This is a genomic window from Hyella patelloides LEGE 07179, from assembly GCF_900659865.1.
In the GTDB taxonomy this organism is placed as follows: Bacteria; Cyanobacteriota; Cyanobacteriia; order Cyanobacteriales; family Xenococcaceae; genus Hyella; species Hyella patelloides.
Genome location: NZ_LR213842.1, coordinates 1 through 26,870 on the forward strand (window position 1 = coordinate 1; position 26,870 = coordinate 26,870).

At 38.3% G+C, this 26,870-nt stretch carries 20 protein-coding genes and 3 pseudogenes; 12 read left to right on the forward strand and 11 right to left on the reverse strand.

Annotated elements, in window-relative coordinates; genetic code table 11:
- Positions 1-125: 125 nt before the first annotated feature.
- Entirely contained in the window at positions 126-623 is a 498-nt protein-coding gene (locus tag H1P_RS13710) for an element excision factor XisI family protein (protein WP_144868022.1), read from the reverse strand.
- 359 nt (positions 624-982) lie between these two features.
- On the opposite strand from H1P_RS13710, the gene H1P_RS13715 reads away from it, so the two are divergent.
- Positions 983-4,627: a WD40 domain-containing protein gene (locus H1P_RS13715; protein ID WP_246141685.1), complete on the forward strand. Its 3,645-nt coding sequence runs from the start codon at positions 983-985 to the stop codon at positions 4,625-4,627.
- A gap of 59 nt (positions 4,628-4,686) precedes the next feature.
- Here H1P_RS13715 and H1P_RS13720 read toward each other — a convergent pair.
- The 6 genes and pseudogenes from H1P_RS13720 to H1P_RS13745 all read right to left on the reverse strand — a co-directional run.
- Positions 4,687-5,034: pseudogene (locus H1P_RS13720) on the reverse strand (MATE family efflux transporter); the annotation flags it as partial.
- Between the two features lie 86 nt (positions 5,035-5,120).
- Positions 5,121-6,413: a flotillin family protein gene (locus tag H1P_RS13725; RefSeq protein ID WP_144868026.1), complete on the reverse strand. Its 1,293-nt coding sequence runs from the start codon at positions 6,411-6,413 to the stop codon at positions 5,121-5,123.
- Between the two features lie 136 nt (positions 6,414-6,549).
- Positions 6,550-7,956, reverse strand: coding sequence for a flotillin family protein (locus H1P_RS13730; RefSeq protein ID WP_144868029.1), 1,407 nt, complete (start codon positions 7,954-7,956; stop codon positions 6,550-6,552).
- A 56-nt stretch (positions 7,957-8,012) separates the two neighbouring features.
- Positions 8,013-8,348: an NfeD family protein gene (locus H1P_RS13735; RefSeq protein ID WP_144868031.1), complete on the reverse strand. Its 336-nt coding sequence runs from the start codon at positions 8,346-8,348 to the stop codon at positions 8,013-8,015.
- Between the two features lie 296 nt (positions 8,349-8,644).
- Positions 8,645-8,737, reverse strand: a pseudogene (locus tag H1P_RS39825) (IS200/IS605 family transposase); the annotation flags it as partial.
- Positions 8,738-8,897: 160 nt separating this feature from the next.
- Positions 8,898-9,428 (reverse strand): hypothetical protein, encoded by a 531-nt coding sequence (locus H1P_RS13745; RefSeq protein ID WP_144868033.1) that lies wholly within the window; start codon positions 9,426-9,428, stop codon positions 8,898-8,900.
- A gap of 747 nt (positions 9,429-10,175) precedes the next feature.
- Here H1P_RS13745 and H1P_RS13750 point away from each other — a divergent pair.
- Positions 10,176-10,547 carry a hypothetical protein gene (locus H1P_RS13750; RefSeq protein WP_144868035.1) on the forward strand — a complete coding sequence of 124 codons (372 nt, stop codon included), beginning with the start codon at positions 10,176-10,178 and terminating at the stop codon, positions 10,545-10,547.
- A gap of 103 nt (positions 10,548-10,650) precedes the next feature.
- On the opposite strand, the gene H1P_RS13755 is transcribed toward H1P_RS13750, so the two are convergent.
- Positions 10,651-11,133: a DUF302 domain-containing protein gene (locus tag H1P_RS13755; RefSeq protein WP_144868037.1), complete on the reverse strand. Its 483-nt coding sequence runs from the start codon at positions 11,131-11,133 to the stop codon at positions 10,651-10,653.
- Between the two features lie 319 nt (positions 11,134-11,452).
- On the opposite strand from H1P_RS13755, the gene H1P_RS13760 reads away from it, so the two are divergent.
- The 3 genes from H1P_RS13760 to H1P_RS13770 all read left to right on the forward strand — a co-directional run bounded on the left by H1P_RS13760 (position 11,453) and on the right by H1P_RS13770 (position 14,003).
- Positions 11,453-11,653, forward strand: a complete 201-nt coding sequence (locus H1P_RS13760; RefSeq protein WP_222427051.1) for a hypothetical protein — start codon at positions 11,453-11,455, stop codon at positions 11,651-11,653.
- A 155-nt stretch (positions 11,654-11,808) separates the two neighbouring features.
- Positions 11,809-12,324 (forward strand): CBS domain-containing protein, encoded by a 516-nt coding sequence (locus H1P_RS13765; protein ID WP_144868039.1) that lies wholly within the window; start codon positions 11,809-11,811, stop codon positions 12,322-12,324.
- A 110-nt stretch (positions 12,325-12,434) separates the two neighbouring features.
- The gene (locus H1P_RS13770) at positions 12,435-14,003 is read left to right on the forward strand and encodes an SGNH/GDSL hydrolase family protein (RefSeq protein ID WP_144868041.1); all 1,569 of its coding nucleotides are present in this window, start codon (positions 12,435-12,437) and stop codon (positions 14,001-14,003) included.
- Positions 14,004-14,012: 9 nt separating this feature from the next.
- Here the strand turns inward: H1P_RS13770 and H1P_RS13775 are convergent, their stop codons facing one another.
- Complete coding sequence (locus tag H1P_RS13775) at positions 14,013-15,002, reverse strand: zinc-dependent alcohol dehydrogenase family protein (protein WP_144868063.1); 990 nt, start codon at positions 15,000-15,002, stop codon at positions 14,013-14,015.
- A 412-nt stretch (positions 15,003-15,414) separates the two neighbouring features.
- Between H1P_RS13775 and H1P_RS13780 the strand changes: the two genes are divergently transcribed.
- The 4 genes from H1P_RS13780 (at position 15,415) to ftsH (ending at position 20,677) form a co-directional block, all read left to right on the forward strand.
- Positions 15,415-17,373, forward strand: a complete 1,959-nt coding sequence (locus H1P_RS13780) for a GAF domain-containing protein (protein WP_144868043.1) — start codon at positions 15,415-15,417, stop codon at positions 17,371-17,373.
- A gap of 11 nt (positions 17,374-17,384) precedes the next feature.
- Positions 17,385-17,819 carry a methyl-accepting chemotaxis domain-containing protein gene (locus H1P_RS13785; protein WP_144868046.1) on the forward strand — a complete coding sequence of 145 codons (435 nt, stop codon included), beginning with the start codon at positions 17,385-17,387 and terminating at the stop codon, positions 17,817-17,819.
- Positions 17,820-17,898: 79 nt separating this feature from the next.
- Entirely contained in the window at positions 17,899-18,726 is an 828-nt protein-coding gene (locus H1P_RS13790) for a phosphoribosyltransferase (RefSeq protein ID WP_144868048.1), read from the forward strand.
- A complete protein-coding gene (gene ftsH, locus H1P_RS13795; RefSeq protein WP_144868051.1) occupies positions 18,719-20,677 on the forward strand; it encodes an ATP-dependent zinc metalloprotease FtsH in 1,959 nt (652 codons plus the stop codon). The genes H1P_RS13790 and ftsH overlap by 8 nt, the downstream gene beginning before the upstream one ends.
- Positions 20,678-21,312: 635 nt before the next feature.
- Here the strand turns inward: ftsH and H1P_RS13800 are convergent.
- Positions 21,313-22,143: a Tab2/Atab2 family RNA-binding protein gene (locus H1P_RS13800; protein ID WP_144868053.1), complete on the reverse strand. Its 831-nt coding sequence runs from the start codon at positions 22,141-22,143 to the stop codon at positions 21,313-21,315.
- 193 nt (positions 22,144-22,336) lie between these two features.
- On the opposite strand from H1P_RS13800, the gene H1P_RS13805 reads away from it, so the two are divergent.
- Entirely contained in the window at positions 22,337-23,083 is a 747-nt protein-coding gene (locus tag H1P_RS13805) for a PEP-CTERM sorting domain-containing protein (RefSeq protein WP_144868055.1), read from the forward strand.
- An 83-nt stretch (positions 23,084-23,166) separates the two neighbouring features.
- Here H1P_RS13805 and H1P_RS13810 read toward each other — a convergent pair whose 3' ends face one another.
- Positions 23,167-24,567: a 2-succinylbenzoate--CoA ligase gene (locus H1P_RS13810; RefSeq protein ID WP_186375960.1), complete on the reverse strand. Its 1,401-nt coding sequence runs from the start codon at positions 24,565-24,567 to the stop codon at positions 23,167-23,169.
- 315 nt (positions 24,568-24,882) lie between these two features.
- On the opposite strand from H1P_RS13810, the gene H1P_RS13815 reads away from it, so the two are divergent.
- Both H1P_RS13815 and H1P_RS13820 read left to right on the forward strand, forming a co-directional pair.
- On the forward strand, positions 24,883-25,470 hold the full coding sequence (locus tag H1P_RS13815) for a DciA family protein (protein WP_144868057.1): 588 nt from the start codon (positions 24,883-24,885) through the stop codon (positions 25,468-25,470).
- Between the two features lie 294 nt (positions 25,471-25,764).
- Positions 25,765-26,870, forward strand: a pseudogene (locus tag H1P_RS13820) (IS701 family transposase); the annotation flags it as partial.

Consider the following 26,870-nt stretch of genomic DNA (forward strand, 5'->3'; position numbering starts at 1 on the left):
ATGATTAGAGGTAGATCATCTGCTCGTTCTGAAATCGTTCCTTTCAATAATATAGCTCTCTCTATTCATTGAATTTCAATAACAGCATACACTTTAGCTATTTTATTTCCCTAATCATTTTTGATTTAAGCGAACCGTGAGTTAGGATGCTGCGCGATCGCACAGTTAATATATTCGTGTTCTATCTTAGCTAATTGAACTAATTCTGCTCCTGTTGCATCTGGTTTAATAGCTTTAGTAAAATTAGCTTTAACTTCAAATAATGATTTATGTTCCTCGTAAACTTTTTCTAAACTAACAGTAAGATCGAAGTCTTTTATTTCATCTTGTGATAAATCGGGATAAATAAGGCGATCGCTATTCAATCCAGCGTTTAATAACTTATCAAAAATACCAGATTCAGTATTATCGCGAAGAATGACTATTTTGCTATCTTTAATTTGTAAATGGAAAATACATTTATGAATACTTTCAGTATTGTGTACGCCGTAAGTCATAATCAAATAATCATTACGATCTTCACTAACAATTAATTGAGACTTAATATTTTGATATTTATGAGGAGTAGCAATATAAACTTGTAAGGTTTTTAGAATTGTTGGGCGATATTGTTCGATAGTCATCTCAAACTTATTGAAATTTTGATTTTTATATCTTCAATAATTCCCAGATAAGTTAGATAAATTAAAATAATTACTGTAGATTCTACTATTTTATTTTTGAACACAAAATATATTTATCTCTCGATGAATTTTACAAGTAATTCTAATATGGGCAAGGGAAGATCAAAAAAAGCTACTGCACCTATCTCTGCATCGATGCGATTGCTATAACGCACAAAATTAATTTGACTAGCATATTAATTTTATGTTAATAAATTTATGCGATCGCATTTCAACACCATCGAAAGAACTAAATCAATAAAAAGAATGTCTAAGGATTGAGAGATCGCCATAAAAAAATCTGGTAACGTTAGGTAAGATTGAGTAAATTAACTCAAATTGCTCGAACTATGGATTTGTCTCAGGCATTAACAGTTGCCAATCGAGCTATGTTAGCTCAATATGATCGCGGACTTAGCGATGTAGAAACGGCAATTATTAAGGGTTCTTGGGAAAATAAAACCTACGATAAGATTGCAGAGGTTTCGGGTTATTCCGATAGTTATTTGAGGCGGGATGTTGCCCCTAAGCTATGGAAATTGCTCGGTCAAGCTTTGGGAGAACCTGTTAGTAAAAAGAATTTTAAAGCTGCTTTAGCTAGGAAGTGGCAACAAGATCGAGAAGTAGTTAAGTCAGAAAATAAAGCGGAAAGCGATCGCTTATCCGAACAGGGGGGCAACGAACCTAAGAATTTATCCCCATCCAGAAGCGATTGGGGAGAGTTGGTGGATGTTAGTTTTTTTCACGGACGCAGTAGGGAAATAGCCCAAGTACAGGAGTGGATTCAACATAAAAACTCCCGCTTGCTGGCTATTTTAGGTATGGGAGGGGTGGGCAAAACTGCTTTAACGGCTAAGGTAGCACAGCAGATGCAAGGGGATTTTGCAGCGGTTATTTGGCGCAGTCTGCGTAATGCTCCTTCTTTGGAAATGTTATTGGGAGAGCTAGTACCATTTTTATCCGAACAACAGGATAATAAAGCGGACATACAGCGATTACTTTATTGGTTGCGGACTAAACGCTGTCTGTTAATTTTAGATAATGCGGAGACGATCTTGCAATCCCAAGGTCATGCAGGACGGTATATTTCTGGTTACGAAAACTACGGAGATTTGTTTCGTGCAATAGGGGAGACAGTTCATCAAAGTTGTCTGCTGCTCACTAGTCGAGAAAAACCAGCAGAAATCGCGATGTTGGAAGGGAAAGGAAGTCCTGTAAGTACTCTCAAGTTAGTTGGTTCACCAGAAGCAGCGATCGCTTTAATCCAAACCAAAGGTTTATTGGGTTCAACGATCGAACAGCAAGAGCTATGTAGGCGTTATAGTTGCAATGCCCTGGCACTGAAAATTGTGGCTACTTCGATTCAGGATTTATTTGGTGGCGCGATCGCAGATTTTTTAGCAGAAGATATGATTCTGTTTTATAACGTTAGGCGACTGCTGGAACAGCAATTTAATCGTCTTTCTCCTCTGGAACAGTCAATTATGTACTGGTTGGCAATTAATCGGGAATGGACGACGATCTCGGAACTAGCAGCAGATATTACCCCGACGGTTCGTAAGCTCGATTTACTGGGAGCATTAGAATCTTTGATGTGGCGCAGTCTGGTTGAAAAACAGGAGGGGAAATATACCCAACAGCCTGTAGTTATGGAGTATGTGAGCGATCGTTTAATCGAAGCAGTTACCCAAGAACTTAGTCAGGCTAATGTTCCCTTAAATCTCTTCCACAATTATGCCCTAATTAAAACTACAGTCAAAGATTACATCAGAGAAAGTCAGTTTCGGCTAATTTTAGAACCGATCGCTACTAAACTAGGTTATGCTTTTGCTTCCCAGGAAGCTCTCAAGTTACAGCTAAAAACAGTCCTCCAACAAATTAAAACCCAAATTACCCCAACACCAGGCTATGCTGCGGGAAATCTAATCAATCTTGGTTGTTATTTAGAACTTGACTTAAAAGATTTTGACTTTTCTAACCTCAGTATTTGGCAAGCTTATTTACAGGATGTCAGCTTACAGAGAATCAATTTACAAAATGCTGAAATCTCACGATCGCTATTTACCCAAAATTTAGGCAGCGTCTTAGCAATTGCTTATAGTCTCGACGGAACTCGAATCGCGATCGCCGATAATGAGGGAATTATCTATATTTGGCAGGTTGCTAATAGCCAACTAGAGTTAACCTTAGAAGGTCATACCGATTGGATTTGGTCTATTGCTTGGAGTCCAGACGGTCACACATTAGCTAGTGCTTCTAACGATCGCTCGGTTAAGCTTTGGGACACAACCACAGGTCAGTGTCTTAGAACTTCTCAAAGTCATACTAATAGTAACGAGACTGTGGCCTGGAGTCCCGATGGGAAAATGGTAGCTAGTGGGGGTCAAGATTGTACAATAAGACTTTGGCATCCCACTACAGGAGAATGCCTCAAAATATTTAAGCTGGATACAGATTGGTTATTTTGGATTTCTGTTGCCTGGAGTCCCGATGGTTTATCCTCGAATGGGGGTAAAACTATGGCGATCGCAGTTCAGGAAAAGATTCAATTATGGGATGTTGAAACAGCTACTTGTATTAAAACTATTGAGGGACACGAACAATATGTTGTATCTCTTGATTGGCATCCCCACAAAAACTTACTCGCTAGCAGTAGCATAGATCGCACGGTAAGGATTTGGGATACTTCTACTCAGGAATGTCTGCAAGTTTTAGAACACGATAATTATGCTTGGTCGATAGCTTGGAGTCATAATGGGAAGATGTTAGCTAGTGCTTCTCACGACCAGACGGCAAAGCTTTGGGACGCTGAAACAGGGCATTGTTTGCATACATTATCGGGACATCAAAACTGGTTGTGGTCTGTAGCTTGGAGTAAATGCGATCGCACTATTGTTACTGGCTCTCACGACCAAACGGCAAAATTTTGGGATGTATCAACTGGACAATGCCTCAAAACTTTCCAAGGTTATATCGGCTCGATATGGTCGCTTACTTGGCATGAAGATGGACAAAATCTTTACAGTGGTAGTGGAGACCATGCCCTAAGACAATGGCAAGTCGCTACAGGAGAATGTCTGAAAACCACTACGGGAAATCGGCAGACAGTATGGGCTATCTCCCCCAGTCCAAATTATAAGACTTTTGCCAGTGGTGGAGCGAGTAAAATTGTTTGGATTTGGGATATTGAAACAGGACAAGCTCGTCATGCTCTATCGGGTCATGAAGGTTCAATTTGGCGTACCTACTGGAGTCCCGACGGTCAAACCCTAGGGAGCATAAGCAACGATTGCACCATCCGTCTTTGGTCATCTGTTACAGGTCAGTGTTTAAAAACATTAATAGGACATGATTATTGGGTGACATCTTTGGCATGGCGTTACGATAGTAAGATGCTAGCTAGCAGTTGCGTCAACCGAACTGTTAAAATTTGGCATCCCGAAACGGGAGAATGTGTGAGAACTTTAACTGGGCATCAAGATGCGGTTTTTGGTGTTGATTGGAGTCCTGATGGAAAATTTATAGCCAGTGCTTCCTTCGACCGAACGGTTAAAATTTGGCATCCTGATACGGTCGAATGTTGCCAAACTCTCATGGGAGATAACAGTATGTTTCATTGTGTAACCTGGAGTCCGGACAGTTCTATGGTTGCCAGTGGTGGAGGAGATAAAAATATCTATATCTGGGATGTTAAGACGGGTAAATGCTTACAAGTTCTTCAGGGTCATAGTAATTGGATTTATTGTGTAGCTTGGAGTCCCGACGGCTTGTCCTCGAATGGGGATAATATTTTGGCTAGTGGTAGTAGCGATCGCACTATCAAACTATGGGATATCAAAACGGGCGAGTGCCTTAAAACTCTAGTGGCAGATCGCCCCTATGAAGGAATGAACATCACAGGCGTTACAGGTTTGACAGTAGCGCAAAAGAAAAACTTGAAAATACTCGGTGCGATGGAAACTTAAGTTTAAGGGTTCTGTAGCCAAATAATTCCCTCAACCAAACATACGCAGTACGGTTATGATGACCGCATATGCTCTTTAAATTTCAGTACCAGTAGCGATGCCACTAGAGTCATTGCGCGGGAAATCACCGTAGCCCAGGCTGCCCCAGTTAGACCCAACTCAGGAAAGCCCCACAGCCCAAAAATCAGCAGTGGATCGAGCAGAATATTAAACCCAGCAGCAAAGGTCATGATCGAGCTAGGAGTAAGGGTATTACCAGCAGCCCGAATAGCACTATTGCCCACCATGGGAATCACCAAAAACACCATGCCAATGTACCAAACTTGCATATACTGCCGCACGAACGGTAACACCTCCGATCCAGCCCCTAGCGCAGTGAAGAGTGGGTCAATGGTGAGCAGCCCAAGCTAAACTTTGTCCTAATCTAACTTTGTACGGCTATATCACCGTGGGAATTAAGATTTTTAGTTTCATAGTTGCATCAGAATCAGCATTAGAGGAGTTGATCTGTTTCTGATGCTTCTATTTTAGGGACTTTTTTCGTTGATTTTTGTCCTACATTCCCCCCTAATTTATGGGCAATTTGTGTGGCATCGATACCTGTAGTTTGACGCAATTGTTCGACAAAAGAAGCCAATTGAGTTGCTTGATTGCCACCATTACTATCAATAACAGTAATACTTTCTACTTCTACTTCTGGGACACCAGTTGCCATCATGGAAACGAGGGTTTCTAGTTTTTGGAAGAGGAAGACTTCTTTGGCATTCGCTCCTGCTGCTTTCCAAGATTCCGCTAAACGTTGTGTACCTTCTGCTTGAGCCTTACCGTCTTCGATGATGCTGGCAGCGTCACCTTTAGCTATGGCGATCGCTTGTTTGCATTTGGCTTCTGCGGGGGCGACGACATCAGCTTGTAGTTGTTGTTTAACTTGTTTGATTCTTTCTGTTTGTACCGCTAACTCGGCTTCTGCTTTAGCAACTTCAGCTAAAACTTGGGCTTCGGCTTCTGCAACGAGGGCTTCTCTTTTGGTAATACTGTCACGAATTCTTTGTTCGGCTTCGGCTTTAGCGATTTCTAGATCCCTACCAATTTGTCGCAGAGAAGTCGTTTTTTTGTTTTCTGATTCTTGAATAGTAGATTCGGCTTGAGCATTAGCTTCGGCAATACGAGCATCTCTTAAGAGTTCAGCCTGTTGTTTGCGCCCAATAGAATTAAGATAATGTACGTCATCGGAAATGTTTTGAATCTGTAGGTTATCTAAGATTAAACCTAGTTTTTCTAAATCATCTTCTGCTTCATCTAACAAACTTTTAGCAAAAGCAATCTTGTCTTCATTGACTTGTTCGGGAGTTAGACTAGCTAGTACCCCTCTCAAGTTACCTTCAAGGGTTTGTTTCGCTAGGAGTTCTATTTGCTTACGACTTTTACCTAACAAACGTTCGATAGCATTATGAATAGTTGGTTCTTCCCCTGCAATCTTAATATTAGCTACTCCTTCTACGTTTAGGGGAATACCGCCTTTACTGTAAGCATTGGTAACTTTTAACTCAATAATCATATTGGTTAAATCCATGCGAAAGGTTTTTTCAATGAGGGGCATTCTAATACTGCTACCCCCTTTAACTAAACGATATCCCACTTCCTTACCACTGTGGGTTCTGTTTTTTGGCCCTGCAAAGATTAATATTTCGCTAGGCTGACAAATATGATAAAAATTGCGAATCATTAACCAGCCAGCACTTCCGCCTAAGCCTAATAATCCCAATAAAAATGCAATAGCTCCCATTTATCGATCTCCTTTGATTAATTGTTCGTGGTTGGTTGTTAGTGGTTAGTGGTTGATTGCTAATCGCGCTCTCGCTAATTGTTCATTGGTAACTGATAACTGATAACTGATAACCTACTTACCTATTACCTACCCATTATTTATTACTTTCGTGAAAACGAGAATTTAAAGTACCAACAACATCAATCCCCAGAGTTTGATTAACGCTATTGAGGAACTGAACAACTATTTCGGGATAAACGTTAACTAAGCTAGCTAAAGACTTCCCGTCGCCATTATCAATGACGTTTACTTTGTCTAATTTCAATCTTCCTGGAATATTTACTGCTTCTTGTAGTACTGTTTCTAGTTGCTGAATTAAAAATAATTCTTTGGCATCTTTTCCTGTTTCTTGCCAAACTTTACTCAACATTTCATTAACTAAAGCTTCAGCTTCGGCATTTTCTTTCAACGCAGCAGCATCTCCTCTGGCTAATAACTCTTTAGCTACTCTGTCTGCTTCGGCGGGTAAAACTTGTTCTGCTTCTAAACGAAGACGTTCTAATTGCGCTCGCACTGCTTGTAACTTTTGCTGTGCCTTGGCTGTAGCCTCTTGTGCTGCTGCGGTAGTTATTTCTTCTTCAGAGCGTGCTTTTTGATCTAATTCCGCTTTAATTTTACGTAGTTCGTTTCTGCGATCTTGAATTACAATGCGATCTTGGGTTTGGGCTACTGTTGCTTGTTCTTCGCACTGAGCCTCTATTTGTTCTGCTTGGCTAATGGCATTGGATTCAGCAATTTCCGCATTCTTAATCACCAAAGCAATTTGACTACGACCGAGGGAATTAAGATAATCCATATCATCGGAAATGTTTTGAATTTTTAGGGTATCTAACTGTAACCCCAGTTTATTCAAATCCCGACTGACATCGGAGGCTATTCTTTCAGAAAATTGTAAACGGTTTTCATTGAGTTGTTCGGGGGTAAGGGTAGCGACTACGCCTCTTAAGTTACCTTCTAGGGTTTCTCTAGCAACCCTGACAATTTCCGATCTGTCTTGATCTAAAAAGCGTTCAATGGCATTACCCACCACTTTAGGATTACTGGAAATTTTGACATTTGCGATCGCCTGAATATCTAGAGGTGTTCCTCCTTTAGCATAGGCATTAGTCACTTTTACTGGTACTGGCATTGTGGTAACATCGATGCGTTTAATTGTTTCTAAAATAGGAATCCGAATACCTCTACCACCAGTTAACACCCGATAGCCTAATACTTGTCCTCTTTTATTCTTTCTTTTACTACCAGAGAGTACTACTACTTCATTGGGTTTGCAAACGCATAAAAAAGAATTGAGAAAGGCTACTAAAGCGCACGCTGCTATTATAAAAGCAAATAAAGCCAGGGGTAAACCAGTTATCATCAAATCACCAAGACTACCTTGCGCTTTTGCTTGGGAAACAGGTGTTTGTGCAACTATAGTTTCTTCTGTCTTGGTGCGCGGATCTTGGATGGTTGCAAAGCAACAGGATTGCACCGCTAAATTATTTTTTTGTAGTGTCATGATTAATTACTGATTTATATAAATTTGTATAACTGTGGACAAATAAGATTTCTCCTCTATTGCTTCACGGATTCTTCAGCGATTACCCAAGCCTTATTACCTTTCATTTGGAGGATAAAAACGCGATCGCCCGCATTAAAGGTTCTTGTTTCTTCGGTTAAAGCGATCAAATCCACCATCGAGCCTTTAATATCAACTCTGACTTTTCCCTTACTGTGGGCATCAAAAGGAATTTCCACTGTACCGTAGATACCTACTATATCTTCTGGTCGCATTAAACTATCGACAATCTGTCGTCGTCGCCAAAAATAAATTAACCAAACTATCAATGCACCGATAAAAAGACCGATCGCAACAGAAATAACAGCAGTAATTATAATTAGGTAGTTCATTGGCTTAGAGAAAGTCTGGGCAGCTGCTAGGCATTGCTCAATTTAACTTCCATCTTAAGAGAGGTTTTTCGATTAATTGGGAAATTGTAACTATTCTTTTAATACACAAATATTACTTTTCTAGTTTCTTTTTATCCTAAATCTCACCCTAGGCTCAAATCAATCTTTTTCCTAAAATTATGAAAATTATGACTTATTTTAAAGGTATTTTATGAATTTCATGAGATGAATTTTATGAACTTAATAGTAATACTTGAAAATATAGAGTTTAGAATTACCAAACATTAATCCTTAACTTCAGTGATGACTGGATGACGGTATTTGGTGACAAACACGATATGAACTGCATTAGAGCCAAAGCTATGATTATGTGGTTTTGGCTCAATCATTTAATGCAAACACTATGTTAGAATATCGCCACGATCAAGCCAACCATCAGAACTAACAAATGGCAAATCGTGGCAACTTCTCAACAACGAAAGTTGTTGCAAACAACTGTTTGTGAGTTTCGATGTTTGGTTAGATATTTGACTGGACAAGACTTATCATTTATATTGGTTCAGCTTTTTCTACAGAACCATTATTAAGTCCCATTGTTAGCTGTAAAGGAGTTTGATTGGGATAGGCTTTGACTACTTGTCGATACACTTCATAGTTGGTGGGCAAAGTAATAGTCTGTCCATCTTGCTGATAAGTAATATAATATTTCACTTGTCTTAGTATTTCTGGTTTTCCTGGCTCTTCGTAAGATTTCTTTTGCCGAGCTTCAATATCATCTACTGTAGGTTTGGGTGGATTTGTTGCCCAATACAAGCCTTTTTCATCTGGCCCGACAACTCTACCATCTGGCTTTTCTCCGTTACGATTATCTACAGAAACAGATTCAAATTCTTCATAACGTCCCTGTTTGTTTTCCATAGGATCGTTGGTGTAATTAACTTGCCAAGTAAGAGTAGTGCGAGCAGTGGCTTCATATTGATTAATCGTCTGTACTCCACAACCAGCGAAAGTAATTGCTATCGTAAAGCTTAAAATTGCTAAAAGTAATTGCTGCCAAACTTTGTTCAATCTGATTTTCATTAATTCTTAGATTTATCGCTTTTTAGAAGCATTGTACTACTAGAATCTTGGAGACAGTTTATTTATTATTATTTTTTTAGTGAAGAAATGTTTCGTGATTTCAAAAGAGGTGGTTATAACATGGAGATTAATAGAGTTAATGATAATCGACTTATTTCTCTTATTTTATTAATCTATTTATCCTACAGTTTATCTACATTTTACAGGACAAAACGTTAAATCAAAACGTTGCTAAGTATTTTACTCGCCCTACTGAAAAACAACGAGTTTATCGAAGATATAATAATTTATCTATTGATTTAAATGCTCAAAATTGGCTAGATTCAATTGCCCTTTTTCAAGATGTGGTTTTAGAATTACTCTCTTTTTCACCTCACAAACTACCTTATTATGACCTCTTTGTTACCCACACAGATTGGTAATAACTTTTTTTATCCAGCTATAAGCTTTAAGCTTCGCTTGCTGTAAGTAAGGTTTAATTCCTCCACTTCTTTAACTAGCTAATAGCTATAAGCCTATAGCAAGAAAGCTAATTGCTACGCGATTTTAATATTTTTTAAGATATTGGAATAAGCCTAACTTAGTTTTAAATTGCTAGTATTGTGACAGTTAGAAGTTTGAAGTTTTCTGGGTAGGTTCGCTCGTCAAATCAAATAATTGACAGCTTACAGATTTTCGGTGATCCAAAACACAATTATTTTCGGAAGCTAAGATGATAATAGACCTTGGGTATTCCCAGAAGTATCGTTGTTAGATAAAGGTATATTTGGTATGGAATTTTTATCTGCTACAAAACTGCAAGAACACAATATTGATATTAGTATCAGAAATAATTCAACTATCAGCTGGAAAGGTAAGCTATACGAAAGAAAAAAGGTATTTTCTAAATCTTATCGAAACAAAGCATTTTCGATTTATAAAGAAAACTTAAAATCTAATTTAAGTACCTTATTGGTAGAGTACAAGAATTATCTTGCTGTTTGGGTTGAAAAGCAATTAAAAACAAATCCAGGTAAGGAAAAATCTTTGACTATTTTATCTCCAAAATCCACACCTAAGAAGAAAATTATCAAAAAATATCGTGGTATTGCTTACGAAGTTGAAATACCTGATTATTAAGTCTATTTCTTCAAAGATTTCCGAATCTGAATCCAGGACAAAATCTATTCTAGCATCTCAAATTTGCTCGACATTCTTGATTGGGAAACTTGACGGAAATTAGTTACTCTTTGGTAGCAGCGTCAGCCAAATTATCCAAAACGCCCGTAATCTTTTGGATCGCATTTTCGCATCCTTCTATCTGATGACGATTAGCCAAATAGTTAGGATCGTTATAGGATAGCCAGGATTTTCCATTTTCATCTTCCCAAAATAGAGCTTTTTGAGGTAGATCGATAGCAACACTTTGACTACATTGCATCAATGGTGTTCCCACTCTGGGATTACCAAAAATGATTAATTCCGTTGGTCGTAAATTTTCGCCAACTTTTGATGCACCTTCTGAGTGATTGATTCGAGCAAAGATAGTTAACTCTTTCGCTTTTAATAATTCTTCAAAACGATCTGCTGTTACAGTTACATCATGGAAACTAGCTACACTTATGAATCCGTTTCCTACATTGGCTTGAGCTTTAGGTGCAATCTTTGTTCCACAACTATTAATTAACAATCCTAAAAAGATGAGGGATATAAGATTTTTTTTCATGGGATAGTTTGATCTTTAACTAATTTATCTTAGATTGATGGTGAGTAATTTTACAGAATAATAGTATTTTCAGCCAACGAGATCGTAAGGGTTTCAGCTTATCTCAAACTCAAGTTAATTAAATAAAAAAAGAATTAGTCACAAAAGGCAAAAATCCCGCTCATAAAGTGAACCATGCTCTAATTTTACTGTTGGCTGAGTAGTTATGTTGAACGGACTTAGAAACTACTGAATTTCTTCCGAGTATTAAATCTATCAAAGATTGGGTTTCAACAAACGGCGTTGGTGATTTGAGGGATGAAGCAAATAATTATACAGTTTGTCGCTCTCTTGGTGCGCGATCTCTGAAGATACAGCTATTGGTGCTGCTGGAGGTGAAATTTTCGGTGAAATTTTCGGTAATGCCAATGTAGAAGAAATAGTCGGTGGTGCAGCATCAGGTGTCGTAGTAGGAAATGTTACTGCCGATCGTGTTGTGGTTATCGACCCAAATAAACCGATTATTCTGTATGACAATTAGGCTAAGGAAGTAGCAATCATCAACTACTAACCACTAACTAGCAACCAACGTCACAAGTTCCTCAAGTTAATTGTTTATAACTATTAAGTGTCCAAGATTGATGTCAGTGTTTTCTTGTCATTTAGGGCAGAACAGATACTAAGGGGAGAATCGAGATGAAAGCAGCCGATATTATGACTACCAAAGTTTTGACAATTAATAACTTGGCAACAGTTGCTGAGGCGATCGCAAAAATGCAAGATCATTGTGTACGTTCTTTAATCGTCGAACCCAGCGATCGAGATGATGCTTACGGCATTATTACAGAAACAGATGTTATTTACAGCATAATAGCTAAACAAAAAGACCCTGAAACGATTTTGGTTTACCAAATCATGAGTAAGCCCTGCATTGTAGTTAATCCCGATCTGAGTCTTTACAATGTAGCTCGGCTGTTTGCCGAAACTGGTATTGAAAAAGCTCCCGTAATTAAGGAAAAACTATTAGGAATGATATCTGCAACCGATCTGATGATGAAGTTAAAAGTAGCGCGGAAACCTGCGACAGATTTAGTATCGGCAAAGGTTCATGAAGCTATTTTACATAATCGTATTGTTTCTGACCCTAAAGAACAAATAGATCGCGAGTGCGAAATCGCTTGGGATGTAGTTGAAGAATTACAGACAGAATAATTTATAATTTAACCAGCTTAAAGACTGGTATTCCGCCACTTCCCCAAGTGGAAAATTTACAGCCAGTAACTTAGAGCTTTTTAACGCTCAGGTGTGAGGAGAAGAGTCTGATGTTGGATTTGAACGATATTACTCAAATGATTGTTTTCGGAGACAGTTTATCCGATAATGGTAATTCTTTCGCTCTCACTTTGGGAGCAATTCCTCCCCCGCCTTACTTTGATGGTCGTTTTTCTAACGGGATTGTTGCTGTTGAATACTTCGCCGAAAATTTAGGGTTGACCTTGGATCCATTCTATGATGATGGGGAGGGAAATAATTTCGCTGTTGGTGGTGCGGGAACAGGAACAGGTAATTCCAATAATGACGATATCGCTCCTTTTTTACCTGGCGTTACTTTACCAGGGTTAGCAAACCAAATTGATGCCTTTGCAAGCAGTCTCGATTCTGGCAATGCAGACCCCAATGGGCTATACGTAGTCTGGGCAGGGCCAAACGATTTTTTGGATTATCTTGGTGGTAGTATGTCCGCCGATCCCGCAGCATTAATTGAACAAGGAGTTACTAATATTATCGATGGGGTGACTCGTTTGACAGACTTGGGTGCAGAAAATCTCGTTGTACCCAATATGCCATCTTTGGGTAGATTACCTTTTAGTGGAGCTTTTCAAGATGAAGCAACGGCAGTTAGTCTTGCTTTTAATGGTGGTTTATCCCTAGCACTAGATAATCTGGAATTACTTGCCGAACCTGCTGAAGCTAACGCTATAGAAGTCGATATCTTTGCTACAACCGAAGCCATAATAGCCGATCCAGAATCATTTGGTTTGAACAATGTCACCGATCCCTTGCTATTTTCAGGATTAGACCTGACAACACCAGGATTTTTCTTTTGGGATCTTTTTCATCCCACTACAGAAGTCCATGCTTTGGTAGCAGATACGATCGCTCAAACTATTAACGGAGAAATTCCCCAGCCCACTTTTAATGACATTGTGGGTACAGCACAAAGAGACTTCTTATTTGGCACTGGCAACGCAGATAATATAGACGGCTTGGCTGGTAATGACTTAATTTTAGGTCGGGATGGAGATGATCGCCTTGAAGGTTGGGATGGCAAAGATCGACTCTTCGGACATCAAGGTAATGATACGATCGACGGCGGTGGTAATCGCGATTATCTTTGGGGTGGTGCAGGAGACGATCTTTTATTTGGTGGTGACGGTAAAGATCGCTTATTTGGCAATCAAGGCAAAGATATTTTAATTGGTGGTGGCAATCAGGATTCTTTATGGGGTGGTGCTGATGATGATTATGTCCTGGGTGGCGATGCTAAGGACAAACTTTACGGCAACGAAGGTAATGACATTCTCAATGGTGGTAACGGAAGAGATTTAATCCAAGGCAATCAAGGAGATGATTTGATTGATGGTGGTGCGGGTCGTGATACTTTATTTGGGAATGCAGGAGCAGATATTTTCGAGCTAACTCCAGATTTTGGCGCAGATCGAATTGCTGATTTTCAAGGAGGAATCGATCGCTTTATGCTCTCTGGTGGTTTAAGCTTTGACGATCTATCTTTTGGCAATGAAAATATTTTTGTGACTGCTACTAATGAAACTTTAGCTATTGTATCGGGATTCGATACCACTACTCTTACTGAAAGTGATTTTGCCTAAGTTTCTCGATTAGCGATCGACTACTAACACTGCTGCACCGTTGATTTTGCCAGTTCTCAAAGCATTTAAAGCTTGATTGGCTTCTGACAAGGGAAAAGCAGTAACTTCTGTTTCAATGGGGATTTGGGGGGCTAGAGCTAAAAACTCTTCTCCATCTTGGCGAGTTAAATTAGCTACTGAGCGTAACACTCGTTCTTCCCATAAAATCTGATAAGGAAAGCTCGGAATATCGCTCATGTGAATACCCGCACAAACCACGATCCCCCCTTTAGCAACAGCTTTTAACGCTGCGGGAACTAATTTGCCTACAGGGGCAAAAATAATTGCTGCATCTAACTCTTCTGGTGGTAAATTCTCAGAACTGCCAGCCCAAACAGCACCTAAGTTAAGAGCAAACTGTTGTCCTTGAGTATCCCCCGAACGAGTAAAAGCATAAACCTGTTTATTCTGATAATTCGCCACTTGAATTAATATATGGGCTGCTGCACCAAAGCCATAAAAACCGATTTTCTCAGCATCCTCACTCATCCGATAAGAACGGTAGCCAATTAAACCCGCACAAAGTAATGGTGCTGCTTGTAAGTCGGGATATCCTTCAGGAATAGGAAAACAAAAACTCTCATCAGCAACTGCATATTCCCCATAACCACCATTAAGATCGTAACCTGTAAACAAAGCGCGATCGCATAAATTTTCTTGACCAGCCACACAATAACGACAACAATTGCAAGTATGCCCTAACCAAGGCACGCCAACGCGAGTACCCAAGGAGAATTTATGGGCATGATCTCCTGTTTTTAGCACTGTTCCCACAATTTGATGACCCAATACTAAAGGTAATTTAGGTTGATCCAGTTCACCATCGCAGATATGCAAATCGGTACGACATACTCCGCAGACATGAACTTTGAGTAGTACTTGTTCGGGTTGTGGTTGCGGTACAGGTAACTTTCCTTGTCGTAGTGGTTGACCCGCCCGATCTAAAATCATGGCTCGCATAGCAGTCACCAAAAAACATTAACTTCTAATTTTAATTTACCCTTAGTTTTTCATAATCATTGATAAATTGTTTCTAAATATTATGTAAATGTAATAAGTACCCCGTGCGCGACTTTTTTTAATTCATTGATTTTATTGGCTTTCAGAAATAGAGATTTACTAAAAATACTCTGAAAGTGTTCTTCTCTCGTAGAAAGTTGCATATCGCGTAATTAAGTATATTGTGATTTGCTTGTTTGGTTGATGGGAAATTTATGTACTAAGATAATTTAAGTAATACTAAGTGATTATTACGGAGTAAAATAATTTTTAAATATTGAAATATTAAGTTATACAAAGTATTACTTAAAATGGCTTAATAAATTTTCTTGCTTAAAAATTATTGATTATTTGAGAAGTTATCTATCTATCAATGAATAAAGCTTTCGATCGAAAATTAACCCTGTATCGCAATCTCAAGAAAAATTTAAAAGTTGCGGTTGAAACAACTAGAAAAACTCTAAAATGCGATCGCGTAATTATTTACAATGCGAACACCTTACCCCAAGCGAGAGTATTAGCCGAATCTGTCGATCCTAAATATTCTTCTATCTTAGGACAAACCATCAAAGACCCCTTTCTAGAAAATGATTATTTAGAAGAAAGTTACGGCTATGGTCTTTCTGTAACTATTGATGATATTTACCTATCAGATAAAAGTAGAAGCGACTTAAAAGACTTAGAAGAGCTTGAGATTAAAAGTTTTGCGATCGCTCCAATATTTGTGGAAAACAAATTATTGGCATTCCTCGTTGCTCATCAATGTTCTAAAAACCAACCTTGGGATTTGAAGGCGGTTAGTTTTTTGGCAGAAAAAGCCAGAATAGCAGGGTTAACTCTTTCAAAAATCATTAAGGCGGAAAAATCCCAAAATTTTAATTCTGCACAGCAGATAGTAGAGATTCAAAAGAAGCAAAACTCTCCCACTATGGAGAAACAAGAAAACAATCAAGGCAACGAAAAACTGAGCCACAAGCAGCAGCCAGCCCTAACTGAGAATAAGATAAATAGATTGTTTACCGATATCAAAAACAAGATCGCTCAAAAACTAGAACAAAAAGATATCCTCAACACAACAGTTGCAGAAATGAGTCGGTTACTTAAATGCGATCGCGTTATCGTCTATAGTCTAGATGGGGCTAATTATGGTGTAGTAGTTGCTGAATCCGTTGCTGTGGGATGGACTGAGGTTTTGGGTAAAACCAGAGACGAGCTTTGTTTTGTAGCTAGATATTTAGAAGAATATCATAATGGTAGAGTCCACGCTTGGGACAACACTTATGAAGAAGATACTCTCTCCTGCTGTCTCGAAGAATTAGAAGCCCTGGAAGTTAAAGCTGGCATAGTTGCACCGATTGCTAATAATGGTCAACTATTGGGTTTATTAATCGCTCATCACTGTTCTGATACTCGAAGTTGGCAACAAACAGAAATTAATTGGATAACTGAAATTGCCAATCACGTAGGTGCTATGCTCGAATATACTAAAATCTCTGACGATAACCATCAAGAAGAACAACAGCAACTAGCTGATACCCAAAGGCAGATCGAAGAACAGATGATTTGGACAAAGTATTTTACCGATGTAATTCAGCAGATTCGTCAATCACTTCATACAGAAGATATTCTCAAAACTAGCGTTCGGGAAGTACAAGCAATTTTAAACTGCGATCGCGTTTTAATCTACAGTCTGGATCGAGATCGTTATGGTCAGATTGTTGCCGAATCTGTTTCTCCTGGTTGGACAAAAGCAGAGGGGAAACTCATCAAAGATCCTTGCTTTGAAGCTAAATATCTCGAAAAGTATTGCGACGGTAGATTTCGGGCTTGGAACAACATCTACGAATCAGAAATCAGTAATTGCTATCTCGAACAATTAGAAAAATTAGAAGTCAAGGCAAATTTAGTAACACCAATTATCAACGAAGGAAAACTATTTGGTTTATTAGTGGCTCAACAATGTTCTAATCCCCGTCAATGGCAGCAAGTTGAAATCCGTTGGTTGGCTCAAATTGCCACACAGGTAGGTTTTACTCTCGACAATGCCCAACTATTAGCTGATGCCCAACGATTACGTCAACAGGCAGAAGAGGAAAGGATGTGGACAGAGTATTTTACTGATGCGGTGCAACAGATTCGTCAATCCTTTAAAACCAAGGATGTTCTCCAATCTAGCGTTCGAGAAGTACGAAGAGTTTTAAATTGCGATCGTGTTGTCGTCTACAGCCTGAATCAAGATAACTATGGCATAATTGCTGCCGAATCTGTGGCTCCTGGTTGGACAAAAGCAGAGGGGAAACTCATCAAAGATCCTTGCTTTGAAGCCAATTAGCTCAACAATCCATGAACGTAGCCAGAGCCGTAAATCTCAGTCAGGCTGAAGGAAGCAATCAAAATTCTGTTATTGAACTGTCTGAGACAATTTTTTCTTTAATGCAAAAGCTATTTGAGGCTATAGCGAAAATCGATCCCCTATTTGCCAATATCAAAACAGAAATAACTGAAAAAACAACTGCTCTCGAATCAGAAACACAACAGCTAATTAGTGAAGTTAATGACTTTCAAACGGCTCATCAAAAGCTGGCTCGAATTGTTGCTCTGAATGACGAGATGAGTAACCTCATGGAACATATTTCTCATGCCTTAGAAACTAAAATACAAAGTTCAACCTTCGCCCAAGATTCAGTTCATGAGTTAGCAGACATTACAGAGCGAATTTCTCAACAATCCATAGCTATAATTCAATCTTTTAACCAATTAGCTTTACTTGGTATTTAAACCCCAATCTCAACTCTCACAACTTCCTCAAACTTACGATCTATTTTGGCAATAGAGAAGTTCGGGTAGGGGAGACAAAATGAATAGAGTTTTGCTCAATAGGAAAGAAGCAGGTTGTAAATTAGCGGAAAAACTAAATACTTATTTCAATCATCCTCAAGCACTGGTACTTGGATTGCCTCGTGGTGGCGTACCAGTAGCTTACGAAATTGCCAAAAGTTTACATCTTCCTTTAGATGTTTGTTTAGTCAAAAAATTAGGTCTTCCTCAAAATCCAGAAGTAGCGGTGGGTGCGGTTGCTGAAGAGGCATTGTTACATAACTACAGTGGCGACATCACTATTATCGATCGAAACACCGCTCAAATGCACGGAGTCGAGGAAGAAAAAATTCAAGCGATCGCTGCTCAAGTAAAAGCAGAATTAAGATGGCGAGACAATTGTTATCGTCAGTGTCGTCCAATGATACCAATTTCTGGTCGAGTGGTAATTGTAGTTGATGATGGTATAGCTACTGGTTTGACCATGCACGCTGCGGTAAAAGTTTTGCAACAGCATCAGCCAGAAAGAATTATTATTGCTACGACCGTAGCAGCGATCAGCGCGCTTCAACAATTAAAACCTGAAGTAGATGAGATTATTTGTCTGCTAAAACCACGGTATTTTAATGCAGTAAGCCTTTGGTACGAAGATTTTCCGCAAATAACTGACCAAGAAGTATGCGATTTGCTGTCTCAAGAAACACAAATGGAGTCAGTCGTAGAGAGGAATGGTCATTTGCCCCTACAGAAGTCAGAAGTTAGTGGTAGGGGCATTTCGCGACGCGCGATGCGGAGCGAGTCCTTTAGGGAAGCTAGTCCTTTAGGGCGAAACGTCGATACAGAAGTCGGGAGTAGTATCTATGCCTAAACGCCAGCAAAATCCAAATCGCCAATCACCATCAAGTCAATTGGGATGGGCAATGATTGTGACTTCAACATTTTTCCTGCTATTGAGTTTATTTTTACCTCCTGGAAAAGCACCAGAGTCTCAGCCTTACAGTAAGTTTATCGACTTGGTAGAAAGCGATCGCGTCGAACAGGTCATTATTAGCACCAACCAAATTAAATATACTCTCAAGTCAGAATTAGTGGGAGACGAATCCCCACAAGTTTTTGTCACAATTCCAGTGGTTCAAGATACTGAATTACCCAAGATTTTACGGCAACACGAAGTAGAGTTTTCGGCAACACCTATCCAAAGTGGTGACGGGTTTTGGGCTTTTTTAAGAATGTTATTTTTCTTATTTTTGTTTATTAACTTGGGTAGTATCTTTTTTAATCGTGGTCAAGAAGGAGGAAGAACAGGGGTAAGTCCCTTTACTATTGGTCGTAGTAATGCACGTATTTATTCAGAAGGAAGCATGGATGTTACTTTTGATGATGTGGCGGGAATCGATGAAGCTAAAGCAGAACTATCGGAAATTGTTGATTTTCTGCAACATGGGGCAAAATATATTCGTTTAGGAGCAAAAATCCCCAAAGGAGTCTTATTAGTAGGCCCTCCTGGTACTGGTAAGACTTTACTGGCAAAAGCGATCGCAGGTGAAGCTCAAGTTCCTTTCTTTAGTATCTCTGGCTCAGAATTTATCGAAATGTTTGTGGGTGTGGGTGCATCACGGGTCAGAGATTTGTTCGAGCAGGCTAAAAAACAAGCTCCTGCCATTGTCTTTATTGATGAATTGGATGCTCTAGGCAAGTCTCGCGCTGCTTCTGGTAGTTTTATGGGCGGTAATGATGAAAGAGAACAAACTCTCAATCAATTATTAGCAGAAATGGACGGATTTGAACCCAATGCGGGAGTAATTCTCTTAGCTGCAACCAATCGCCCTGAAGTCCTCGACCCTGCTTTATTGCGTCCTGGTCGATTCGATCGTCGTATTGTCGTAGATCGTCCTGATAAGTTGGGAAGACTAGCAATTTTAGAAGTACACGCCCGTAATGTCCGTTTAGCTACGGATGTTGATTTAGAAAAACTAGCTGCTCGTACTCCTGGTTTTGCAGGAGCAGATTTAGCCAATTTAATTAACGAAGCTGCCTTACTCGCTGCTCGTCAAGACAACAATGCGGTAACTATGGCAGACTTTAACGAAGCTATCGAAAGAATTCTCACAGGATTAGAGAAAAAATCGCGGGTACTCAACGAAATAGAAAAGAAAACCGTTGCTTATCATGAAGTCGGTCATGCTATTGTCGGTACATTAATGCCTGGTACAGATAAGGTAGAAAAAATCTCCATTGTTCCCCGTGGTATCGGTGCCTTGGGCTACACTTTACAGTTACCAGAAGAAGATCGTTTCCTAATGATCGAAGACGAAATTCGCGGTCGGATTGCCACTTTACTAGGGGGTCGTGCAGCCGAAGAATTAACCTTTAATAAGGTATCCACAGGAGCTAGTGATGATATCCAAAAAGCTACCGATCTTGCAGAAAGGTATGTTACTCTTTACGGTATGAGCGATCGCTTAGGGCCGATTGCTTTTGAAAAACTCCAGCAACAGTTTCTTGAAGGTATGACTAATCCGCGCCGTCAAGTTAGTCCCCAACTTGCAGAAGAAATCGATCGCGAAGTTCAAGCTGTCATTGATAGAGCGCATCAAATTGCTTTAGAGATTCTCAGAAAAAATCAAGAACTGTTGACAGCATTGGCTCAAATCCTTTTAGAACAAGAAATTTTAGAAGGGGAAAACTTGCGATCTCAGCTTAGATCGGCTCAGAAAACTGTAGCAGTCAATGGATGGTTGCAAACAGGGAAACTATCTCAAGATCATTTACTGGCAGGTACTTTGACTAATAATGATAAAACTCTAATAGGTGGTTAATTAATCCCAGCTTTGCTACTAACACTGATTTCAACTGAGAATGAGATACTTGATATGTAAACTTACAGATAAAACAAGGACTCTAGTAGACCGAGCAATTCAGATTAGCTTTGGCTTGATAAAAATCTAAATAACTAAAGTTTTACCTACGGCGATTTGCATAACGAAGAAGTATAGTAACAGCAATACATGACCGTTGTTGATCGATCAGCTAAAAAGCACTGCCTTAAATAAAGACAGTGCCTTAAGGATTACTAATTTTTTCAATTATAGTAAACTTGGGAAAAGATTTAATATTGAAGCACAACTTATAATCTCTCTTTTCTCTTTTCCCTGATTTTAATTTCTACAGCTTCAAGGCATAAGCATTATTACAAAATCCAATTAAAACTCACTGTTAACAGCTATGTCATAGATTGTGACTAATACCAGCAAGAGAGAAAGAGACAATATCTCCATAAAACTTGAACTCTTCTCTGTGTGCAACTGATTTTTTTACAGTTTATTTATCACTTACATTATACATTGCTACCGTACAAACTAGCAAATATTTATGGTTGCGCTATCGGAAAAACAGATACTCAACCAGCCAATTTTTTAAACAGATCGGCATTGCTCTCGGTGACTCGACGATCTCATAATTCATCTTTTAATAGCCAAAAACCCGTATAAGTCATTCCAGAATCATCAGGTTGAATTAAAAGAAAGTGTAATCCTTGAGTTTGTTGTTTAGCTTCTTCGTAAGCTTTTGCTGCTTGAGCTACTGCTTCTGATTCAAAAGTAGCCAATATCCAGCGATCTACTAAACCAGATTCTAAAACTAATCCCCCTGATTTACCAATTTCTGTAGGAATATAGTTTAATGCCACAGGTCGTTCTTTTGCTAACCAACGAGCTAGGATCAAAGACCTTTTTTCTCCATTAATCGCAATTCCAGGAATTTTGGTTGTAGGATCGAGTTGTAAATTGGTAGCCAATAAAGATTCTGGTAAATCACAAAAGGGAATCGGACGATTTTCTGTAAAATTGATAACTTCTCTAGCTGAAATACTCACCAAGTTCCAATTTTTGCCCCAAATATTTTCTGGGAGATTCTGCGGAGGTGGTCGGTCTAAAGATAGGTAATTTTTACCCGAAATTACTGATAAATTAGTTTGCGTATATTGACGGAGTTTTTCTTTAATTGCAGAAGTTCTTCTAGTGGTTTCCAAAGGTATATTCAAATGTTCTGTCGCTAGGGTAAATAGACCAGTTATTTGAGGTCTAAAAATTTGAATTTTATCAGGAACGATTTGTTGTATCGCTTGTTGCAATTGGACTGTTAGCCATTCTGCATTGACCTGAGATTGACTACATTGAGCCTCATAAATCATTGTTCCTTCGCGATCGCAAATTAATAATAACCATTGATTTTTTTCTTTAGTAGATGATAAATTACGGAAGAGATCGCTTTGCCAAATTTTCATAAATTGCTTTGCTTAATCTTTAAACTTGTCAGTAAATAACACATCAAAACTTTAAACATTATGTATAAATAGATGTTCACAAAGTTATAATGAATTTTTTTAGATTAGGATGTGTCAGATTGAAGAAGAGTTAGTATAATACTACATATAAATCGATTAATCGCGTATACATAAATAAAGTTAGGGTATATATATGAATATCAATAGCAAAAAGTTTATCTTTTCATTATCGTTGGGAGCGACGGCTTTATTGGTTGCTGCTAACGGTGCTAAAGCAGCGTATTTCTCTCCGATGACTGGCTACACTGCTGACGATCTTGAAGCGCAAATTAACAGTGGTAGTTTTGTTGAAGAGTTTAACGCTTCTAGCTATATCGGTGATGATGGTGGTCCTGCTTATGAGTTAGAGATCCAAGATATCGATCCTCCCACTGATGTTGTTGGTGGCGACCAAGGTCAATACTCTTGGGAAAATGGTCAAGCTGTGGACTTTGAACTGTCTTTTGATGGTCAAGATTTAACTTATACAGTTGGCGGTGAGACTATCCAGTCAATTGATGTTACCCAAGGAGATTTTGACGTCAATGGAATGCTATTGAGTACCAATTCAACAGCAAATAGTTCTGCAACCTTGAGAAACCTCATGTTTGATGATGGTGATATGAGCATGGAAGAAATGTTTTCCAGCGATTCAGAAGCAGACTTTATGAAAATTACTGGTATTGACAACACCTTTAGTTTAACTGGTACACAAGTATTTGAGTGGGATGGAGAGCGTCCTCAAGATTTGGATTTAGCATATCAAATTAGAGTTGGTACTTTCCAAGACTCCGTTGCTAGTTCAGCTTTTGCTCAAGCAGAAATCCCTGAACCTGGTACTGTTTCTTTATTTTCTCTAGGCGCAATAGCTTTAGGTTTGAAACGCCGTCGCAGCAAATAGCAATTGACTGAGAAATATACCGAAAAGCTAACTTGATTTTTATTGTAATTTTTTTATTTTAGATAGATGTAGTTAATCTGCATCTATTTTTGTTTTGTAATTAATTCTTGCGCGATAATTTTTAATTGAGAGTAGTTTATTTTTCCTTTGGGATCTCTTGGGAGAGATTTTACTTGTAACCAATATTTAGGTTGTTTATATTTGCTTAGCTGCTGTTGTAATTGCTGCTGAATTGTTGTTACCTCAATCTTTTGATGCAACGGAATAAATAAAGCGGTTACTATTTGTCCCCATTTGAGATCTTCTAACCCAATGACGCAGACATCTCTTACTAGTTTGGTAGCTAAAATTGCAGCTTCTACTTCCTGGGGATAAACGTTTTCACCACCAGTAATAATTTTTTGGCTGTTTCTGCCTACAATATGAAGAAAGCCTTCTCGATCGATAAAGCCAAGATCGTCTGTTATTAATGGCTTCTGTGTTGGGAAGTATTCGGGATAATAGCCATAATATAGAGATGTTGCTTCTATTTTAACAGTCCCCACTGTATCAACACCCAAAGTTTTATGGTGCTTGTTAATAATTTCTACTTTGGCATGGGGAAGCATCTTACCACTACTATAATTACCCTGTAAAAAATCTTGAGGTTTAACATAAGTTATTCCAGAAGCGGTTTCTGTCATTCCATAGGTAGTGGCTACAGCAATCTTAAATTGTCTTGCTTTGTTTAAAAGCGATCGCCAAGAAGGTGCGCCACCTAGTAAAATAGTTTTAAATTGGGATAACCAGTGGGGATTAGTATTGAGTAAAAATTGTAGTTGAGTAGGAACAAGAGATAAAAAATAATCTTGGGGTGTAATGTTCGGTTTGATGTCTGCTTTGAGATTACTGTAAGGTACTACGATCAGCTTTCCTTGGGAAAATAGCGATCGCCATAACTGCATTAAACCACTAACATGGTATAAGGGCAAAGTGCAGCAAGAATTAATTGCTGTTGTCTCAAAATACTCGGCAAAACCCATGACTGATGCAGAGAGAGTTGCAGTAGTATGAATGGCAAAACGTATTTTACCCGAAGAACCACCAGTAGGAATTCCTATAATATGGCGATCTTTTAAGTCTGTTCTTGATAGTTTATGGGGGATTTTTTGAATATTTTGCTTGTTTCCCCAAATAATATCTGGTTGCAATAAGTTTTGTACTTGTAGTAATTCTGCTGATTGCCAATGAGGATTACCTAAAAAAACAGGAACTTCTGCAATGATTGTTGCTAAGAAACCAGCAATAAATTTAAGGTTATCTGGTTCTATTAATAATACTGTTGGAGTTATTTGATTATTTGATTTAAAGTTTGTTAATTCTAACGCCAGTTCTTGAGTTAGCTGTAGTAAAGTAAAATTGTTATAGTTGATTAGCCAATTATTTTCCGTTTGCTGTTTAAGAATCTCTAAGATATTTTTACGAGCTATTTTTTGAATTAGCATTTTTACTATATTAACGACTGAGTTACGAAAAAATAGTATTATTCTATAATACAGCGAATTTAATTTCAATTTGAGACAGTACAATTCGTCCACAGATAAACACAGATAAACACAGATAAGTTAATTCTATTCGTTATAAAATCAATAGATAATATGATGTACTAGATAGTTGCGCAAGACGCTGTAATTATCTTGCTAATATCCCAAGATACTATTTATCTGGCAATTAAATATTAAATTAATCATTAGAAAAAAATTAGTTGATTTTTATCATTATTCATTACTTGTTACCCATTACTATTATTTAGATATATCATGTTTTTAAATCCCTTAGATCGTATTTTAAAACGAGTTATCCAACAACCCGAATGGAATAAATATCGAGAATATTATCAAGTTGTAAAATGTTGGCATCAGGTTGTTAATCAACAAGCATTAAAAAATACTAAACCACTTCATATAGATAGAGAAACCCTTTATGTGGCTACATCCAGTGCAGTTTGGGCGCAAGAGCTTGCCTTACAAAGATATGCACTACTTAAGAAGCTAAATTATCGCTTAGATTGTACTTTAAAAGATATTCGGTTTTCTCCTGCTAAATGGCATAATAAACCAAAAAAAGAAGTAATAGAAGTCCCCTTAAAAGAAATTAACCTGAAAAAACTAAGAGAAGAAAAATTAGTAAATAAAGTCAAACAAACTGAGAATAAAATTGATGCTAATACAGCTATTCATAGTTGGCTAGAAAATATAAAACAAAGCTCTCAAAAATTAAATACTTGCCCTCAATGTCAATCTTTAACACCTCAAGCAGAACTAACAAGATGGCAAGTTTGTCGTCATTGTATTGCTCAAAAATGGAACAACGAATATCGCCCACCAAATAATCAGGATAAAAGTTAAATGTATAGCAATCGAACTATAGGTTAAGACACCTTTAAGTCTCTTTGCTAGGTCAGCATTCCCTTGCGCGACGCGCGCCCCGAAGGAAGTCCTTTAGGGAAGCTAGTCCTTTAGGGTCTTTCGCCGACGCGGTGACCTCTTGGCCCAGAACACGAAGCTGGGTAAACGACTTTGCGTGAGATATTTTTCTATCGTCCTAATCTTTACTTCGACTGCTATAACCCTCTTATGTCACTTTCCGAGATGGGAATTACAATAGAAGAAATATTTAGAAGCGGATAGGTAGAGAGGGCAATGGATGTAGAATTGCAGATTCTTAAACATTTAAAGCGATCGCCAACACCGACGGTTTCCGTAATAGATCGATATTGTGACTCTTATAATGACTTGTTTTCTGATGTTAGAAATTATGAATGTTTCAAATATTTACATCAAGGAATAATTTCACCAATTAAGAGGAAATCATTACCAGAGATTGCTAAAGTAGTAGGAATTTCATCACCTCAATCATTACACCACTTCATAGCCAATTCACCCTGGTCAGTATCAGAACTCAAAAAGAGAAGATTGAGTTCAACCAAAAAAGCATTAAAAGAAGAAAAAATCATAGTAGTGGTTGACGAAACAGGAGATAGAAAGAAGGGGAAGAAAACAGATTATGTAGCGAGACAATATCTAGGCAGTGTAGGAAAAATAGACAATGGAATAGTATCAGTAAATGCTTATGGGGTTTATCAAAATATAACCTTTCCTCTAATGTTTAAAGTTTTCAAACCCAGAGGAACATTAAAAGAGTCAGATACTTACCAAACTAAAATTGAGTTAGCATCATCAATTATTGGAGAACTAATAGAATTTGGATTTAAAATTGAATTAGTATTAGCCGATAGCTTATATGGCGAAGCTAGTTCATTTATTAGAACATTAGACAAATATCAATTACCTTGGGTAGTAGCACTTAGAAACAATCATGGTGTTTGGCTATCCCCAGAACAAAAGGTTAGAGCGCGCTCTGTGGTGTAAATTCAAGAGAACTTTTAGCGACCAAAAAGCGGTGCGACCCCGCGTCGACGAAAGGCGCATCTGGTAGCGCACCAAGACATCTGAGATTAGGTATATTAGAGAAATAATTTATGGTCAAAAAAACCGACGAACTTATTGGGAAATAACTACTGACCCTGAAACGCGAGCCACCCAATTCTACTTCTTTTGTGATGACTAATATTCAAACTACTCGTCACAAAATGAAGCAGCAGCTTGGCAATTTATACGGCTTGAGAATAGGGCGTGAATATGGGTTTCGCCAGTGTAAACAAGAACTAGGATGGACTAACTATCGATTTACTAATTTTGAGCAAATTAATAGATGGTGGGAAATTATTTTTTCGGCGTACTGGATG